Here is a 16,938-nt window from a genome sequence, read left to right as displayed (position 1 = left end):
CTCTCGGCCCAAATTCTTAACTCTCAACTATAATTCGTACTTTTGCAGATTCAAAACAGCGAAGCAAATTTATGGAACTTATTCACAGAAACTTAGCGATCGGAATTCACGATGCTTTACAAGAAACATTTTTTGAGAAAAATAAATACGCAGATAAAGTAATCGAACGACTTTTAAAGGCTAACAGAAAATGGGGAAGCCAGGACAGAGCGGTTGTTTCTGAAATTTTCTATAATATTATCCGCTGGAAAAAACGCCTTGAATATTATATGGGTGAAGGGGTTAAACCGAATAATATTTATAAACTGATTATTGCTTACTTACTTTGGAGTAAAACCAATTATAAGAAGTTTGAAGAGTTTGACGGAATCAAAATTGCTGATATCCTCACCAAGCTTAAAAAAAATACAGTCCCTACAAAAGCTATCGAACATTCTATCCCCGACTGGTTGGCTGAAACACTTGAAAAAGAACTGGGAGCCAACTGGGAAAGAGAAATGATTGCTTTGAATGAGCAGGCCCCTACCGTTTTAAGAACAAATTCTTTAAAGACAACCACCAAAGAACTTATTTCTGATCTTTCAGATGAAGGAGTGGTTTCATTTGCCATAAAAAACTATCCTGACGCGGTTCAGCTTGAAGAGAAAAAGAATGTTTTTCTTACCACTGCTTTCAAAGAAGGTTTATTTGAAGTTCAGGATGCCTCATCCCAGAAAATCGGATATTTCCTGGATGTAAAAGAAGGACAGAGAGTCGTAGATGCATGTGCCGGCGCCGGAGGAAAGACCCTTCACCTGGCTGCATTGATGGGAAATAAGGGCCAGATTGTCGCTTTAGATATTTTTGAGTGGAAGCTTGCCGAGCTGAAGCGTCGTGCTAAAAGAGCCGGTGCCCATAATATTGAAACCCGTATGATTGCTGATAATAAAGTCATTAAGCGTCTTCATGAAAAAGCAGACAGACTTTTGATTGATGCGCCATGTTCAGGACTCGGTGTTTTAAAAAGAAATCCGGACAGTAAATGGAAGATTGATCAGGACTTTATCGACAGAATTAAAAAAGAACAGCAGCAGATCCTTCAGGATTATTCCAAAATGCTTAAAAAAGGAGGAAAAATGGTATATGCGACATGTTCGATACTTCCTTCCGAAAACAATAAGCAGGTTGAAGAATTTTTAAAGAACAACCCGGGGTACAAAATGCTTAAGGATGAAAAAGTAATGCCAAGTGAAGGATACGACGGATTCTATATGGCTTTAATTGAAAGAATTTCCTAACCGGATTGACATACAGACTAATAAACTACTCCCAGGAGTAGTTTTTTTATTTTAGAGCGGCCTGTAACATTTCATATTTATCATCTACTTACTATATAAGCACCTACTTAATGCTGCATCCTGCTTAATGAGTACATTTGCTGTAAACTTATTTACTATGCATACAAGAACTGTATTTTCCTTTCTGACCTTCTTTCTGTTCTGTCTGGCTTCCGCCCAGACCTATGAAATCAGATACACCAACTCTTATAATGGTAAAGTACAGACTGACCAGCCTTCTACCATAGTTCTGGTCAATAAAAATGAAAATGTCATTGTAAATACCGCCATCAAAGAACATAAAAGCACCTACCCTTTCGAGATCACAAAGGTGGAAAAGCCCTCCAATACCGTTGTTTCATATGCTTTTTTGAAACCGGGAAAGATTATTTCAACCTCCGATCGGGAATCTGTAGGAAAACAAACCTTTGAGCTTACCCCTGAAACCAAAAAAATTTTGGGGTACACCTGCAAAAAGGCGGTGACCAAAGTCAATTCCAATACGATTGAAATCTGGTATACTCAGGATCTTAAACTCCAGGGCGGTCCTTCTGTGCTGGGGCAAAACCTCGGATTGGTTTTAGAGGTTGAAAGAAACAAGAACTCGTTAATAACGGCTCAATCAGTTCAAAAAGTCAGGGATGCCGGCATTGAGAGCATACTTAAGGGAGATATACAGACTACCGATCCATTGGGGTACAAAGACCTGCTTTGGAAAAGCAGATTTACCACCCTTAGTATTTTCGATCGTGAGACCATCAATTTTTCGGATGCATCACAATCGAATGATAGTATAAAACGGTACGCCAACGGAACTATTATCCTTAAAAAAGTTAAATTCCCTACGCTGGCTGAAGGTGAAAATATCTTCACAGAACTCAGACAGCAGTCCAATGGGGATGCCTATGACAGAACGGGAACTGTATTTGTCATTCCTCAGGATAAAGAGAAGTCATTTTTTGACGGTTTAGAAAAAGGAGCCAAAACACTGCCTGCTTATGATAACGGGAATGGAAAGCACTATTATGGTGTAGTCTCAACAGAGAATTATAGCCCAGCGATGGAGATGATGAGGTTCTTTACCGCATTTGGAATCGGAAACTTTAACCACATTCAGCTAAAAGGAAAAAACTGGCAGACCATCAGCCCTTACCGCCAGGATATTACGGAATTGAAGCCTTCTTTATCAGGAAAAGAACTGTGGGTAGGTGTTTTTATTGGCAATTATGATAAAGGTGGTCATACGGTAAGCCTTGACATTACCATTCATAAAAGCGATCAGAACGTTTATAAGAATAATGTTGCCATTCCGTTGTTCAACACCTTAAACATTATGGAAATGGCCGGACAGGATTATTCTACAATGTTTAACAAGGATAAAGGTCTTTGGGTAGAATTTACATTAAAGAAAGATCTGAAGAATGCCCAATTAAGATATACAACCACCGGGCATGGAGGCTGGGAAAACGGGGACGAATTTGTCCCTAAGACCAATTCTGTTTTTATAGACGGTAACATGGTATTTTCTTTTATCCCCTGGAGAACCGACTGTGGGTCTTACCGGCTGTATAATCCTGCATCCGGAAATTTCCAGGACGGACTTTCATCTTCTGACCTCAGCCGATCAAACTGGTGTCCAGGAACTGTCACCAATCCCAACTTCATTTCGCTGGGCGATCTGAAGGCAGGGAAACACACTGTACAGATCAAAATCCCACAGGGCCCGACAGAAGGAACAAGCTTCAGTGCATGGAATGTATCAGGGGTTTTACTGGGTGTACAATAAAAAGAAAACCTTCTTGCATGAGAATTGCAAGAAGGTAAAAACACAAATGATGAAAAAAAATTATTTCGAGCCACAAAGTAAGGGCTAAAATTCATCAAATAAATTACCATATATTAATAAATATGTCATTTTTATTTCGTATAGAGATTACGCAAATTTCGCTGTAGTGAAAAAAATCAATTAAAAACATATAAATATCTCCAAATACTTTAATTTTTAAACTTAAAATAATTAATTGATTAAAAATTTTAACTTTTAAACATTTTTCATTGTTATTTTTAAACATCAACTTTACTTTTGTTTCATAAATAATAAAAACATGTGTGGAATTGTATGTCTATTTGACGCCAAGCAAAAAACAGAAACCCTGAGACCTCAGGTATTGGAAATGTCAAAAAAGATCCGTCATAGAGGACCGGACTGGAGCGGAGTATTTCAGGATGAAAAAGTAGTGTTCTCTCACGAGAGACTTGCTATTGTAGATCCGACTTCCGGAAAGCAGCCTTTGTTTACAAAAGACGGAAAAGTAGTATTAGCTGTTAATGGCGAAATCTACAACCATAGAGAATTAAAAGCAGAATTTCCCGGGTACGAATTTCAGACTCAGTCTGACTGTGAGGTTATCCTCGCTCTATACAGGAAATATGGAAAAAATTTCATTGAAAAGCTGAATGGCATCTTTGCCTTTGCCCTATACGATACAGAAAATGACGTTTATCTGATCGCCCGTGACCATATGGGTATCTGCCCACTCTACCAGGGATGGGATAAAAACGGAAACTACTATGTAGCCTCTGAGCTGAAAGCATTGGAAGGCGTCTGTAAAACCATTGAAACATTTTTACCCGGACATTTTGTTTACAGTAAAGACGGAGCTGATCTCCAGCAGTGGTACACCAGAGAATGGGACAGCTTCGATCACGTAAAAGAGAACGAAACCGATATTGCGAAGCTGAGAAAAGGGCTGGAAGATGCGGTTCACAGACAGCTGATGAGTGATGTACCTTATGGTGTACTTCTTTCCGGAGGTCTGGATTCGTCTGTTATTTCGGCAATCACCGCAAAGTTTGCCAGACAGAGAATTGAAAGTGGAGACACCCAGGAAGCATGGTATCCGAGACTTCACAGTTTTGCAGTAGGGCTGGTAGGATCCCCTGACCTTGCGGCAGCACAAAAAGCAGCAGAGCACATCGGTTCTGTGCATCATGAGGTTAATTTTACCGTTCAGGAAGGTCTGGATGCTGTTCGTGATGTGATTTACCACTTGGAAACATATGATGTAACGACGATAAGAGCTTCCACTCCAATGTATCTTTTGGCAAGGGTCATCAAATCGATGGGGATCAAGATGGTCCTTTCGGGGGAAGGTTCTGACGAACTTTTCGGTGGATATTTATATTTCCATAAAGCACCTGACGCGAAAGAGTTCCATGATGAAACGGTAAGAAAACTGGGCAAACTTCACCTTTATGACTGCCTGAGGGCTAATAAAGCACTCATGAGCTGGGGAATTGAAGGAAGAGTTCCTTTCCTTGACAAAGAATTTATGGATATTGCGATGACCCTTAACCCTAAAGACAAGATGATCAATGTATCTGAAGGTAAGATTGAAAAATGGGTGTTGAGAAAAGCTTTTGAAGATCTTCTTCCATCATCTATTGCCTGGAGGCAGAAAGAACAGTTTTCAGACGGAGTAGGTTATTCCTGGATCGACACTTTAAAGGAAGTTGCCGAGAAAGAAGTAACGGATGAAATGATGGCTAATGCCAGATTCAGATTTCCGCTGAACACGCCTCAAAACAAAGAAGAATATCGGTACAGAACTATTTTTGAGGAACACTTCCCTAGCGAAACAGCTGCCGCCACAGTTCCTTCCGTGCCTTCTGTAGCCTGTTCCACCCCTATCGCACTGGAATGGGATGAAGCTTTCAAAAGAATGAATGATCCAAGCGGAAGAGCAGTGAAGGTACACGAAACATCGTATTCATAAACGCTCCAAGGCCAGAGAGCTTACTATGAAGGGATTGAAGTGAAATAATGTGTTTAACTGCCTGATAAAATTCAGCAGTTTTATTTCCACCTTTCTTTACCTCTTTTATAATTTATCAATCCTGTAGCAATACAGGATTTTCTTTTGAATTAACAGCAATAATATCGACATAATTTAACTGACAATCAAAAATATTATCTAATAAATAATTATATTTGGAAAACGAAAATATCAATTATAAAAAAATGAGAAGAAACCTTACTGTTTTATTTGCCTTATTATCCATCAGTTTTGCTTTCGGGCAGGGTAAATTTGGCAAATACCTGAACTCAAAAAAGCTCGCATTGGCTTATAAAAGTGTAAAAGACGCTGATAAGGACGATTATTATCAACAGTTTTATTGGCTGGTAAAAGCTGAACAGCTGAAAACATATCCACACCTGAAAGATATAAAGCCTATTGTATTATATCAGTTTGTAAAAGAGGTGAACCCGCAAAACCCTTCCAAAAAACTGGATGACAGAGGTAAAGAGCTCAGAGCAACTGCTGAATTATCTTTGAATCAGTATTTTAAAAATAAAAAATTTGAAAACAATTCTGTCCTGATGTACAACCTTGAAACGTACGTAGATCCTTCCAAAGGTCAGTATTATACCAAAGTAGATCCAGAGAGAATCAAAGAACTGGTACCTAAAGAATTGTTTGCTTTCAACTCTTTCAACAGAAATATTGGTGAAGAGAAAACCTACTACCTTTGGATTGATAAGAAAAAGGATAATTTAAATATCGTGGACATTATTCCAAATGAAAAAGAAGACAAAGCTTTCTACACAAGACTAAGACAATATCTTCCGAATTATAAATTTTCCAAGTATGTGCCTTCAGTAAAAAAAGGAAATAAATCAGACAAAACGGATGTTGATTTTTATTACATCATGCCTTTTGAACAAAATACTGATAATATTGAATATAAAACGAAAGATTTCAAGAACTTTACCCTGAGCCAGTACAGAAAAGCTGGTAACGAATGGAAAGGAGTAGAAAAACCTCGAAAATAAATCAAAAAGTCCTGTGAAATCTCACAGGACTTTTTTAATTTTATATGGAAATCTTTATCTAAAGACCAACTGCTTAGAGTAAGCATTTTTTTCAAATAAAAATAAGCCTGAACTTTTATAAAAGCTCAGCCTGTAGAAAATGACAGAAACACACCCACAAGAACCTTCCATAAAGAAAATACTTCCCCTTATTCTGGCTACTGCTATTTTTATGCAAATGCTGGATTCTACCATCCTGAATACATCTCTTCCTTCTATCGCAAAGGATCTGCAGGAGTCTCCTCTGAATATGCAGAATGCGATCATCAGCTATGTTCTGACCCTGGCCGTCTTTATGCCTGCGAGCGGATTTCTGGCAGACCGTTTCGGGACCAAAAAGATATTTATTTTCTCTCTTATTCTGTTCAGCCTGGGTTCGCTGTTCTGTTCAATGTCTCAAAACCTCACCCATCTTGTAATTTCAAGGGTGATTCAGGGAGTCGGCGGAAGCCTGATGACGCCGGTAGGAAAACTGGCCCTGATTAAAACATTTGATAAAAGCGAGCTTCTTAAAGCGATGAATTTTGCCATTATTCCTGCTCTTATCGGTCCTGTACTGGGACCATTGGTGGGAGGATATATGGTAGATTATCTTTCCTGGCACTGGATATTCCTGATCAATATTCCAATTGGAGTATTGGGGATTCTTTTAGGATTGAAGTTTATGCCTAACTATAAATCCGCAGATGTAGATTTTGACCTGAAAGGATTTTTAATTTTCGCTGCAGCGTCGCTCCTGCTTTCAGTTTCACTGGAACTATTTGGCGATATACAGAATATCACACCGGTACTTCTTGTTTTCATCTTAGGATTCCTGTTCCTGTACTATTACTACAGACATGCAAAAAGGGATGGAAATCCGATTTTCCCATTAAACCTTTTCCAGGTAAGAACTTTCCGTGTGGGAATTGTTGGCAATCTGGCCACAAGATTAGGGATCAGTTCCGTTCCTTTATTACTCCCGCTGATGATTCAGATTGCGTATAAGCAGTCCGCGGTTACATCAGGATGGATCATTGCCCCTATGGCATTAACGGCGATCTTCGGTAAGTCATCTGTGATAAAAATTTTAGATAAATACGGATACCGGCAGACTCTGATGATCAACACTTTTATTATCGGAACACTGATCTGCCTGCTTGCGATTCCCGATATCCATACTTCCCTATACTGGTTTGTTCCTATTATTGCTGTCCTGGGTTTTTTTAACTCTATTCAGTTTACTTCAATGAACACCATTTCGATAGCGGATCTTCGAAATTTCCAGACCAGCAGCGGAAACTCTTTAATATCTGTCAACCAGCAGCTCGCTATAGGTTTTGGAATCGCTTTCGGACTGATCGTTTTAAAAGTATTTGAAAATTCAGATCTTATTGATGGGGAAATCCACAATGCCTTCCGATACACATTTCTTACGGTAGGTATCCTGACGATTGTATCAGGATTCGTGTTCAGAAGGCTTCATATTTCAGATGGTAAGAATATGAAATCAAAAGAAGATTAATTTTTCGGGGAAAAAGATAAAAGAACAAAGGCTGAAAGTGTCAACAGAATTTAAAGCCTGTTCCATACGACCTGTTAGCCCTTCCCTGTTGTCGTCCGAACTTATCACAGATCAATGCGTTTGAGGTATTAGTATGGTACTTTTGTGTATATAAAATCAACAATATTATGGCAACTAAAAAAGTAGAAATAGTAGTATCTCCACGTCCTGCACATTTTGTAGGCGATGGGTTTAGGGTTCATAATTTTATTCCAGGTGTACATGGATTAGACATGAAAAGAATGGATCCGTTCATTATGCTTGATTACAATTCAAAATTCCATTTCAATGGTTCCGACAGACCGAGAGGCGTGGGCGTACATCCACACCGGGGTTTTGAAACGGTAACCATCGCTTACAGCGGCAAAGTAGAACATCACGACAGTGCTGGCGGGGGTGGCGTCATTGGGGAAGGAGATGTACAGTGGATGACCGCTGCTAAAGGAGTTCTTCATAAAGAATACCACGAAACTGAATGGGCAAAAACCGGCGGAATTTTCCAGATGGTACAGCTTTGGGTCAATCTCCCGGCGAAAGATAAGATGAGTCATCCCAAATACCAGGCCATTGAAAATACGAAAATGGAAAGAGTGGATATAGGAGAAAACGGTCTTATCGAAGTCATTGCCGGAGAATATAAAGGTCATAAAGGACCTGCCACGACTTTCACTCCGGTTCATATGATGAACGCCAAGCTTAAGGCAGGCGGAAAGGCAGATTTTGATTTCCCGGCAACCTTCAATACCGCTGCTTTAGTGATTGAAGGAAGCATCATCATCAATGGAGAAGAACAGGTAAAGAGTGACCACTTTGCTTTATTTAAAAATGAAGGAGAAACATTCACCATTGAGGCTAAAGAAGATTCTATTGTTCTTATCATCAGTGGCGAACCAATCAACGAGCCTATCTTTCCTCATGGCCCATTTGTCATGAACTCAAGAGAAGAGATTATGCAGGCTTTTGAAGACTTCAACACCGGAAAATTCGGATACCTTGAAGATTAAGAAGAATTAAATTTATCTTAATTCCGAATAAATCCTTTTTTATTAACTTTATATAATAATGTGAAATCAGTCTATCTATTTTATTGACTGAAGATCATAAGTTAGCTAATGACTGCCCGCCTTACAGGCCGAGAAACCTGTAAGGACCGGCTGTCTTGAAGGAAAGAACAGTGTCATATCACACTAAAACAGGTACTCTTTAATTTTAAAAAATATGAAACCAGAATTTGAAAATATCCCACTCTCAAAAACAGATAAAAGATTTGAAATAGCCATCAACGGCCATTATGCATTCATAGATTACCGTGAAACCATGCAGCAGATTTCCCTGATACATACGGAAGCAGAACCGGAGCTTGCCGGGAGCGGTGCTGCCGCTGCGGTGGTAGAAAAAACTTTGAATTATATTGAAGAAAGCGGTAAAAAACTACTCCCGTTCTGTCCATATGTTTTTGCTTTTATTAAAAAACATCCTGAGTGGAAACGCATCGTGGATGAAAGATTTGAAGGTTATAATCAACTTTAAGTCTCCGGGAAAATATTTTAATTTTTAATCAACAATTCATAACAATTATGTCAAATATTGGACTTATCATCGAAGAAAAAGCAGCAGATATAGGAAATTTTCTGGTAGGAAGGCTTCTCCCTTTCCGGGAAAAAAGAGCCGTGGGACCATTCGTCTTTATTGATCATATGGGGCCTTCTGAACTAAAGGATTACCAAAACCTTGATGTTCCGCCACATCCCCATATCGGGCTATCCACTTTAACTTACCTACTGGAAGGCTCTATTTTTCACAGAGACAGCATTGGAAATGCCGTTGAGATTAAGCCCGGTGCCGTCAACTGGATGACTGCCGGAAAAGGGGTTGTTCATTCGGAAAGAACTCCTGAGTATCTACGACACACCGATAAGAGGCTTCACGGATTTCAGATCTGGGTAGGACTTCCCAAACACCTGGAACAAGCAGAACCTACCTTCCACCATATTGAAGAAGACACAATTCCAGTATGGGAAGAGGATGGCATTCAGTATAAATTAATTGCAGGTGAGGCATTTGGAAGAACCTCTCCCGTTCCCGTTCACAGCAAGCTATTTTTCATAGAAATCAAAACGAAAGAGGCCCGAAAAATAAGCATTGGAAAAGATCTTTATGGAGAAGCAGCCATGTACGTTCTTGACGGAACAGTAACCACTGAAGGGAATTCTTATGGCTCAAAACAACTGATGATCGCCAAAGATACCAAACTATGTGAGTTTGACATGAGTGAAAACGGAACTGTATATCTTTTTGGTGGAGAACCTTTTGACGAAGAGCGTTTTATTTTCTGGAACTTCGTCAACTCTGATAAGGAAATAATTGACCAGGCAAAAGTAAACTGGAATGACCAGAACCATGATGCCTTTCCTTTGGTTCCGGGAGATGATAAAGAATATGTTCCTCTTCCCAAAGCCGTTTTAAACAGAAAATAATTTTGCTCAGGAACCCTATAAGACATGAAAATATTAGCATTTGCAGGAAGTTCCTCTTCCACTTCTATTAACCGGGAATTGGTGAAGTTTGTTCTGAAAGATTTTCAGAATGAAAACATTAATCTTATTGATCTTAATGACTTTACCATGCCTGTTTTCTCTGTAGATCTTGAAAAGAAAGGATTTCCGGACGAAGCATATCGTTTTTTAAAGGCGATTGAAGACTGTGATATAATCATCTGTTCTCTTGCTGAGCACAACCGTTCTTACAGCGCAGCCTTTAAAAATATTTTCGACTGGGCATCCAGAATTAATGTAAAGGTATTTCAAAATAAACCGATGCTCCTGATGAGCACATCTCCCGGAGGGTATGGAGGTGGCAATGTAATGAATACAGCAAAAACATTTTTCCCTCAATTTGCAGCAGACATCAAGGATACTTTTTCGCTCCCTAAGTTTTACGAAAATTTTGATCTTGAAAGCGGAGTAATCAATCCTGATATGCTTCATGAATTGAAAACTAAAATTGAAAACTTTAAAAATCAGCTGTATACGGATGGCTAATGCGATATAGGAGTGAAAACCCAAGCTGAAAGAATTAATGCTTTCGGAAGTGAACCAGCATATATTTTACATTTTGTGCATCACAAGTTCATTTTTTTATCCTTATATTGCCATACGTTTTTATAATATCGTGGCTCTCATATGGCTGGTTCCGGATAGGAAAGTTTAAAATTATTAAAACAAAATTGATATGGAAACACACGAATATCCCAATGGCGACATTACAGTCATATGGCAGCCTCAGAAATGTATTCACTCTGCCATATGTGTAAAACTGCTTCCTAACGTTTATAATCCTAAAGACAGACCTTGGATCAAAGCAGCCAATGCAAGTCCGGAAGAACTTAGAAAACAAATAGACCAATGCCCTTCCGGCGCATTAAGTTATAAATTCAATACAGTAAAATAATGGCGGTAACGGTAAAAGCAAGTTTAGGAAAAACAAAATATTACACGGAGGTAACAGCGGGTGAAAACACAATCATCACCGATGAACCTATTGATAAAGGCGGACAAAATAAAGGCTTCAATCCTTTTGAAATCATGGCAACTTCGCTGGCAAGCTGTACGGCAGCCACTTTAAGGATGTATATCGAAAGAAAGGAATGGGATGTGGAAAACATCAATGTGGAAGTAGAGCTTGAAAACTTCCCTTTGACCAAAAGAGCTGTGTTCACGAGAGGGATCAGCTTCGATGGCATTCTGGACGAGGACCAGATGAAGAGATTACATGCCATCGCAGACGCCTGCCCAGTACATAAAATATTAACCAACGACATAGAAATACTAACTAAATTCTCATAACATGATCGAAGTAAAACAAAACAACGACGAGAAACACGGAAGTTTTGAAGCTTTCATAGATGGAAGGCGTGCAGGAATGATGACTTACACCTGGGCCGGAGAAGAAAGATTTATAATCGACCACACGGAGGTGGAAGAAGCTTACAACGGCAAAGGTGTCGGTAAGGAAATGCTGCTGGCAGCAGTAGATTTTGCCAGGAAAAACGGTAAAAAAATCATTCCCCTTTGTCCTTTCGCTAAGGCAAGCTTTCAGAAAAGTGAGGAACTGCAGGATGTTCTTGTGAATTAGTCACTGTTCTCCACTCTTACAATACAAAACCTTTCAGCCTAAACATCTGAAAGGTTTTTTCTTTTTCAGCAGAACAGAAAAAAACTATATTTGCTAAAATTTAAAATATAAGCATGAATCCAGGAACTGTCCTTTTGCTATTTGTTTTTATCTATTTCGTAGGTCTATTGGTGATCTCTTATTTCACAAGCCGGAATTCTGATAACCAGTCATTTTTTATCGGTAACAAAAAAAGCAAATGGTGGCTCGTTGCATTCGGAATGATCGGAACCAGCCTAAGTGGTGTTACCTTTATATCTGTCCCGGGAACGGTAGGAAAAATGACGGGCTCGGAATATATCTTCGGAGGTTTCGAATATTATATGATGGTGATCGGCTTTTTCATTGGTTATTTTATTGTTGCAGCTATCTTACTGCCTCTGTATTATAAAATGAACCTTACGTCCATCTATACCTATTTAGGAAGAAGATTCAACGTGGAAGCCCATAAGATAGGTTCTATATTTTTCATTATTTCAAGGGCTATCGGAGCTACGGCAAGATTATACCTGGTAGTCAATGTTTTGCAGATATTTTTACTGGAAGGCTTGGGGGCACCGTTCTGGCTGACCTCAATGGTGCTTTTGCTGATGGTACTTTTGTATACCTTTGAAGGGGGAGTAAAGACGATCGTCATTACCGATACCCTGCAGACTTCTTTTATGATTATCAGCCTGATAGCCTGTATTGTCTATATCTTATCCAATCTGAACCTGTCTTTTGGAGAAGCCTACACCATTCTGGAACAGAAAAATTATACTCATTTCATCAATTTTGACCCCAATTCGAAAACGTTCTTCCTTAAAACCATTCTGGGAGGAATTTTTATAACCATCGCAATGACCGGACTGGATCAGGAAATGATGCAGAAAAACATTTCTGTTGATAATCTTAAGAACTCCAAGAAAAACATGCTGACCTTTGCCGGAACGCTGCTTCTGGTGAATCTGGCCTTTCTGTTTTTAGGTGGTTTATTATATCTTTTTGCCTTGCAAAACGGTGCTGAATATGGAACTTTACAATCTGACACCGTTACCAACATTTTTGGGTTTAAAGATGCAGCTGGTAATATCAAAAATATTATGGGCGACGACCTGTTCCCAGCTTTATCACTTCAGGGATATTTTCCAATGGCTATTTCCATTATCTTTATCATTGGGTTGATTTCGGCACTTTTTCCTTCAGCAGATGGTGCTTTAACGGCGGTCACCAGTTCGTATTGTGTGGATCTCCTCAACCTTAATGAGGATACCACCAAAACGGAAAAGGAAAAAAAGCGTCTCCGCATGAAAGTTCATTTGACCTTCACGGTAGTCTTTTTTATTCTGATCATGGTTTTCAAGGCCTTGAATGATAAATCCATCGTATATCTTATTATGGAAATTGCTGGCTATACGTACGGACCACTTCTGGGACTGTTTGCCTTTGGAATTTTCACGAAGTTTAAAATCTCCAGAAAATATTCAATTCTTGCGGTGACTATTTTAGCTCCGGCTCTTACCTATATTATCAATCTAGCGGTGACCACTTACACAGACTACCGCATCGGGGTAGAATTGATTGTTCTTAACGGACTGCTGACCTTTATCGGTCTCTGGCTGGTGAAAGACAAACAATATCTAAGGGTTGTATAAATAGATGCCCATCCTGGCTGATTAATTGCCAGTAGCAAGGATCTCATAACAATATTAATAAAGAGGAATAAGAAATTGTTCCTCTTTTTTGCACTCTCCGGCCGGTTTTTATGCTGGAGAGTATCGGCCAGCATAATAATACCAACAACTTTCACCAAAACAAAAGGCTGCTTCAGTAATGAAACAGCCTTAATGAATGGTTGATATATTATGGTTTATTATTCTTTAATCCATTTAACGGTTTTATCCATATTCTTGCTTTTGATCTTAACCAGGTAATTCCCTTTTACAAGGTGGGTTAAATTAAATGTTCCTGTGCGGTCTCCATTTACATTATTATTCATTTTGCTGAAAACAAGCTTTCCACTTACATCATATACTATAACATCATAAACTTCATTCTGATTGTTAAATTTGATATTCAGAAGTCCGTTGCTTGGATTTGGGTATACAGCAAATGCATCGTTATTGGCAGCAACTTCATCTACTCCTAAAGTCTGGGTAATTGTAAAGTTAACAGGGTTAATGTTATAGAAGACATTCGTCTCGGCAGCTACCATAATTCTTGCTTTTGTGGTAGCCACATTAGGAATTGTAATGGTTTCGGAGCCATCATTCGCAGTGGAACTTAAGATGATCGTAGGATATGTAAGACCTCCATCTGTTGACAGGTAAATATTTACAGTAGCACAATTCACAGGAAAAGCATTTGTATTCGCTACATCCCACGTTATCGTCTGAGTAGAATTACCCTCCCAGTTTACCGCTGTAGCAGGAGCGGTTACATTGAAAGGTCCCGAATTCCCATTTACCGTAATCGTAACATCATCATTGGCTACCCCGGCACATCCTGCATTATTATCTCTTACAGTCAGTCTGAACTCCATGGTTCTGGCATAAGAAGGTTTAAATTCTCCTTTGGATACAGTACCATTGATCACATCTGTGAGTTTTGGAAAATATCTGTAAGGCTCTGTGACAGGAGCATATGATCTGAATATCGGTGCATTTAATGTCGGTGCATTCCAGTCACCTGCAGGACCCACATCATTCTGCTCCCAACAATAAGTAAGTGAATTATTGTCTATATCTGTAGCATATCCTTCTAATCTGAAGGGTGTACTTTTGGGTATTGTATAGTTATCACCCGCATTGACGGTAGGTGCAAAATTGTTAGAAGGAGTTGTCACCTGGCATGTTGTTGACTGAACTTTCGTTGTGATAGACTGGAATGATCTGGTATGGAAAATAGGGATACTGTTGGCTGCTAAGTTGTTTGTTGATCCACAGAGACCGGCATAAGCCATAATGGTAATACCACTTCCCGGTTCTACTGCAGTGGCTGCATTGCGATTGCCTCCACCACAGCCTGACGTGGTTGCATTAAAAGTGTGTGGACCTCCAAACTGATGCCCTACTTCATGGGCTACATAATCAATATCATAAGGATCTCCGACAGGGTTGTATGAACCGGTAATTCCACTTGCCTTGTACGCATTGTTGCATATCACTCCCAACCCGGCCAATCCACCTCCACCTGTGCTGAAAGTATGACCTATATCGTAATTGGCATTTCCGATTTTTGTATCGATCTGTATCTGGCTTTCATCAATTAAGATATCTGCATTATTATTTCCTGTAAAAGGATCGGTAGCAGCATTTGTAAAAATAATATTGGTTTCATTATCCACCAATATCAATCTTGAAGCCACTTCCTGCTCATACACTCCATTCACCCTGTTTACCGTCGTCACAATAGCTGATAAAGTCTGTGCTACTGTAGGAGTAGGAGATCCTGTAGCGGCTTTTGCGTATTGGTTGGTACAAGCCACTGCAAACCTGAACACTCTAATTTGATTTCCTACGCTTGGTGTTATGGTTTTTTGAGCGTTTTTTTTTCCTAACGGAGAATCGTCTTCATCTTTTACTTCACAAGATCTCTGTTTTTTATCAATTAAGTCACTTTTTTTGTAAATGATATAATTGTTAAGATCCAGTTTTGCGTACGGATCAATATAAATATCTCCGGTTACCACAGATTTTATCTGCGCATGGAATCCCAGCTCTGTAAGGTCGAGTTTTATCGTAGCATATGGATCATCAACCCCTTGTCCTGTCAAAGTTATTAATTGAGGAAACTGGCTGGCTAATTTCGGAGCCATTACTGAAGATTTCCAGATCCGGAATTTGGCTTTTGTACCGTCAGGCATTGGCAGTACAATAATGGGAGCATTGTTTTTACGATCACTGTCATTCAGTTGTGGAACTGAATGAAAATAGTTTTTCATTCCCGCAACATCCAAAGTATACGTGAGAAACTTTTCAGGTTGGACGGTCCTGTTCTTAGGATTTACTTTTATGGACCTTTCACTGGTTGCCGTAAAAAAGTCCTGAGCCTTTACAAAGGATACGGATAAAAAGAAAATCCCCAGATAAACGAGTTGTTTCGTTTTCATATTTATGATGTTTAGATTTTTTTTAAAAGTCGGAGTATATTTAAAAAAATCACAAATTCAAAAAACAGTGATTTAATTTAAATGAGTTATAAAAGTAATGAAATCTAAACAATATTACGATAAAAAAATACACATTATTCACGAAAACAACAAAGTTATTGATATAACTGTAAAAAATTAACAGTTATTAATAATTTAATGTAAGTTTTAAATTTCAACCTGTCCTTGTTTAGGAAATAGTAAAAATCGTCTGCATACTGATATTTATATGAGGTATCATATCATAATATTATATAGAGACCAATATCCATTCTTCTGATTGCCCTATTTTGTTATCTTTGAAGGTGATTATATACTCTTTCTCATTCATCTTAAAAACAAAATAACAGCATTAAAAACTATGAAAAAAATTATTTTATTTTTCACAATAACCATGGCGTTCGGTCTGGTCAATGCCCAGGAAAGCTTTGAAGTATCTACCTTGAGGATTGGGCCTTATAAAGTATTTATGCCAAAAGCAGAAGTCGAAAAAATTGCCGGCATCACTCTGAAGAAATCAGACGGAGAGAAAAGAAATATTGTAAAATATAATGGTGAAAGCATCCAAATCGATCTTTTTGACAATTATATCAATGAGGCTAACCCAAGTGTTCCTTCCATTACTTATATGACTACGACCAGTAAAAAGTTCAAAACCAAAAGTGGAATCGGAGTAGGAAGCACAAAAGAAGACCTTATCAACGCGTACAGAAATTATCCCAGCTTCGCGGTTCGTCCGGATTGGGACAAAAATAATAAGCCGGTAAAAGACTCCGGCTATTTTACTCTGGAAGACAGCCAGGCGGGAACACACTTATCTTTTAAATTCATTAATAATATTGTTACTGAAATTTCAGTTTACCTTAATGAAGGCTGTTAAAAGCAGGGAAATATCATTCTACCT

15 protein-coding genes are annotated in these 16,938 nt (G+C 38.8%); 14 read left to right on the top strand and 1 reads right to left on the bottom strand.

All coding sequences use genetic code 11. The features are described from left to right. Positions 1-71: 71 nt before the first annotated feature. The 13 genes from DRF67_RS13135 (at position 72) to DRF67_RS13070 (ending at position 13,539) form a co-directional block, all read left to right on the top strand. Positions 72-1,277 (top strand): RsmB/NOP family class I SAM-dependent RNA methyltransferase, encoded by a 1,206-nt coding sequence (locus DRF67_RS13135; RefSeq protein ID WP_115928745.1) that lies wholly within the window; start codon positions 72-74, stop codon positions 1,275-1,277. A 157-nt stretch (positions 1,278-1,434) separates the two neighbouring features. Then, complete coding sequence (locus DRF67_RS13130; protein WP_115928744.1) at positions 1,435-3,102, top strand: GLPGLI family protein; 1,668 nt, start codon at positions 1,435-1,437, stop codon at positions 3,100-3,102. 319 nt (positions 3,103-3,421) lie between these two features. Beyond that, on the top strand, positions 3,422-5,092 hold the full coding sequence (gene asnB, locus DRF67_RS13120; RefSeq protein ID WP_115928742.1) for an asparagine synthase B: 1,671 nt from the start codon (positions 3,422-3,424) through the stop codon (positions 5,090-5,092). A 215-nt stretch (positions 5,093-5,307) separates the two neighbouring features. After that, positions 5,308-6,150: a hypothetical protein gene (locus DRF67_RS13115; protein WP_228435808.1), complete on the top strand. Its 843-nt coding sequence runs from the start codon at positions 5,308-5,310 to the stop codon at positions 6,148-6,150. Between the two features lie 139 nt (positions 6,151-6,289). Then, entirely contained in the window at positions 6,290-7,693 is a 1,404-nt protein-coding gene (locus tag DRF67_RS13110; RefSeq protein WP_115928740.1) for an MFS transporter, read from the top strand. Between the two features lie 167 nt (positions 7,694-7,860). Beyond that, on the top strand, positions 7,861-8,736 hold the full coding sequence (locus tag DRF67_RS13105; protein ID WP_115928739.1) for a pirin family protein: 876 nt from the start codon (positions 7,861-7,863) through the stop codon (positions 8,734-8,736). A 214-nt stretch (positions 8,737-8,950) separates the two neighbouring features. Next, positions 8,951-9,262, top strand: coding sequence for a GNAT family N-acetyltransferase (locus DRF67_RS13100; protein WP_115928738.1), 312 nt, complete (start codon positions 8,951-8,953; stop codon positions 9,260-9,262). A gap of 47 nt (positions 9,263-9,309) precedes the next feature. Continuing rightward, complete coding sequence (locus tag DRF67_RS13095) at positions 9,310-10,209, top strand: pirin family protein (protein WP_115928737.1); 900 nt, start codon at positions 9,310-9,312, stop codon at positions 10,207-10,209. Between the two features lie 24 nt (positions 10,210-10,233). Further along, the gene (locus DRF67_RS13090; RefSeq protein ID WP_115928736.1) at positions 10,234-10,773 is read left to right on the top strand and encodes an NADPH-dependent FMN reductase; all 540 of its coding nucleotides are present in this window, start codon (positions 10,234-10,236) and stop codon (positions 10,771-10,773) included. A 190-nt stretch (positions 10,774-10,963) separates the two neighbouring features. Next, positions 10,964-11,182: a (4Fe-4S)-binding protein gene (locus DRF67_RS13085; RefSeq protein WP_115928735.1), complete on the top strand. Its 219-nt coding sequence runs from the start codon at positions 10,964-10,966 to the stop codon at positions 11,180-11,182. Beyond that, positions 11,182-11,577 (top strand): OsmC family protein, encoded by a 396-nt coding sequence (locus tag DRF67_RS13080; RefSeq protein WP_115928734.1) that lies wholly within the window; start codon positions 11,182-11,184, stop codon positions 11,575-11,577. Before DRF67_RS13085 ends, DRF67_RS13080 begins: the two co-directional genes overlap by 1 nt. A 1-nt stretch (position 11,578) precedes the next feature. Further along, entirely contained in the window at positions 11,579-11,866 is a 288-nt protein-coding gene (locus DRF67_RS13075; RefSeq protein ID WP_002984420.1) for a GNAT family N-acetyltransferase, read from the top strand. A 113-nt stretch (positions 11,867-11,979) separates the two neighbouring features. Further along, positions 11,980-13,539: a sodium:solute symporter gene (locus DRF67_RS13070; protein WP_115928733.1), complete on the top strand. Its 1,560-nt coding sequence runs from the start codon at positions 11,980-11,982 to the stop codon at positions 13,537-13,539. Between the two features lie 218 nt (positions 13,540-13,757). On the opposite strand, the gene DRF67_RS13065 is transcribed toward DRF67_RS13070, so the two are convergent. Next, positions 13,758-15,995, bottom strand: coding sequence for a reprolysin-like metallopeptidase (locus DRF67_RS13065; RefSeq protein WP_115928732.1), 2,238 nt, complete (start codon positions 15,993-15,995; stop codon positions 13,758-13,760). A 400-nt stretch (positions 15,996-16,395) separates the two neighbouring features. On the opposite strand from DRF67_RS13065, the gene DRF67_RS13060 reads away from it, so the two are divergent. Beyond that, positions 16,396-16,914: a hypothetical protein gene (locus tag DRF67_RS13060; protein ID WP_115928832.1), complete on the top strand. Its 519-nt coding sequence runs from the start codon at positions 16,396-16,398 to the stop codon at positions 16,912-16,914. Positions 16,915-16,938 lie beyond the last annotated feature (24 nt).

The sequence above is a fragment of the Chryseobacterium pennipullorum genome, from assembly GCF_003384725.1.
GTDB classification, from domain to species: domain Bacteria; phylum Bacteroidota; class Bacteroidia; order Flavobacteriales; family Weeksellaceae; genus Chryseobacterium; species Chryseobacterium pennipullorum.
This window is presented reverse-complemented; position numbering and strand designations above follow the sequence as displayed.

What these genes read in the sequence shown, in the direction of transcription:
- DRF67_RS13105 (WP_115928739.1), top strand. Translation starts at nt 7,861, where the DNA reads ATGGCAACTAAAAAAGTAGAAATAGTAGTATCTCCACGTCCTGCACAT.
- DRF67_RS13095 (WP_115928737.1), top strand. Translation starts at nt 9,310, where the DNA reads ATGTCAAATATTGGACTTATCATCGAAGAAAAAGCAGCAGATATAGGA.
- DRF67_RS13085 (WP_115928735.1), top strand. Translation starts at nt 10,964, where the DNA reads ATGGAAACACACGAATATCCCAATGGCGACATTACAGTCATATGGCAG.
- DRF67_RS13080 (WP_115928734.1), top strand. Translation starts at nt 11,182, where the DNA reads ATGGCGGTAACGGTAAAAGCAAGTTTAGGAAAAACAAAATATTACACG.
- DRF67_RS13090 (WP_115928736.1), top strand. Translation starts at nt 10,234, where the DNA reads ATGAAAATATTAGCATTTGCAGGAAGTTCCTCTTCCACTTCTATTAAC.
- DRF67_RS13100 (WP_115928738.1), top strand. Translation starts at nt 8,951, where the DNA reads ATGAAACCAGAATTTGAAAATATCCCACTCTCAAAAACAGATAAAAGA.
- DRF67_RS13135 (WP_115928745.1), top strand. Translation starts at nt 72, where the DNA reads ATGGAACTTATTCACAGAAACTTAGCGATCGGAATTCACGATGCTTTA.
- DRF67_RS13130 (WP_115928744.1), top strand. Translation starts at nt 1,435, where the DNA reads ATGCATACAAGAACTGTATTTTCCTTTCTGACCTTCTTTCTGTTCTGT.
- DRF67_RS13065 (WP_115928732.1), bottom strand. Translation starts at nt 15,995, where the DNA reads ATGAAAACGAAACAACTCGTTTATCTGGGGATTTTCTTTTTATCCGTA.
- asnB (WP_115928742.1), top strand. Translation starts at nt 3,422, where the DNA reads ATGTGTGGAATTGTATGTCTATTTGACGCCAAGCAAAAAACAGAAACC.
- DRF67_RS13075 (WP_002984420.1), top strand. Translation starts at nt 11,579, where the DNA reads ATGATCGAAGTAAAACAAAACAACGACGAGAAACACGGAAGTTTTGAA.
- DRF67_RS13070 (WP_115928733.1), top strand. Translation starts at nt 11,980, where the DNA reads ATGAATCCAGGAACTGTCCTTTTGCTATTTGTTTTTATCTATTTCGTA.
- DRF67_RS13110 (WP_115928740.1), top strand. Translation starts at nt 6,290, where the DNA reads ATGACAGAAACACACCCACAAGAACCTTCCATAAAGAAAATACTTCCC.
- DRF67_RS13060 (WP_115928832.1), top strand. Translation starts at nt 16,396, where the DNA reads ATGAAAAAAATTATTTTATTTTTCACAATAACCATGGCGTTCGGTCTG.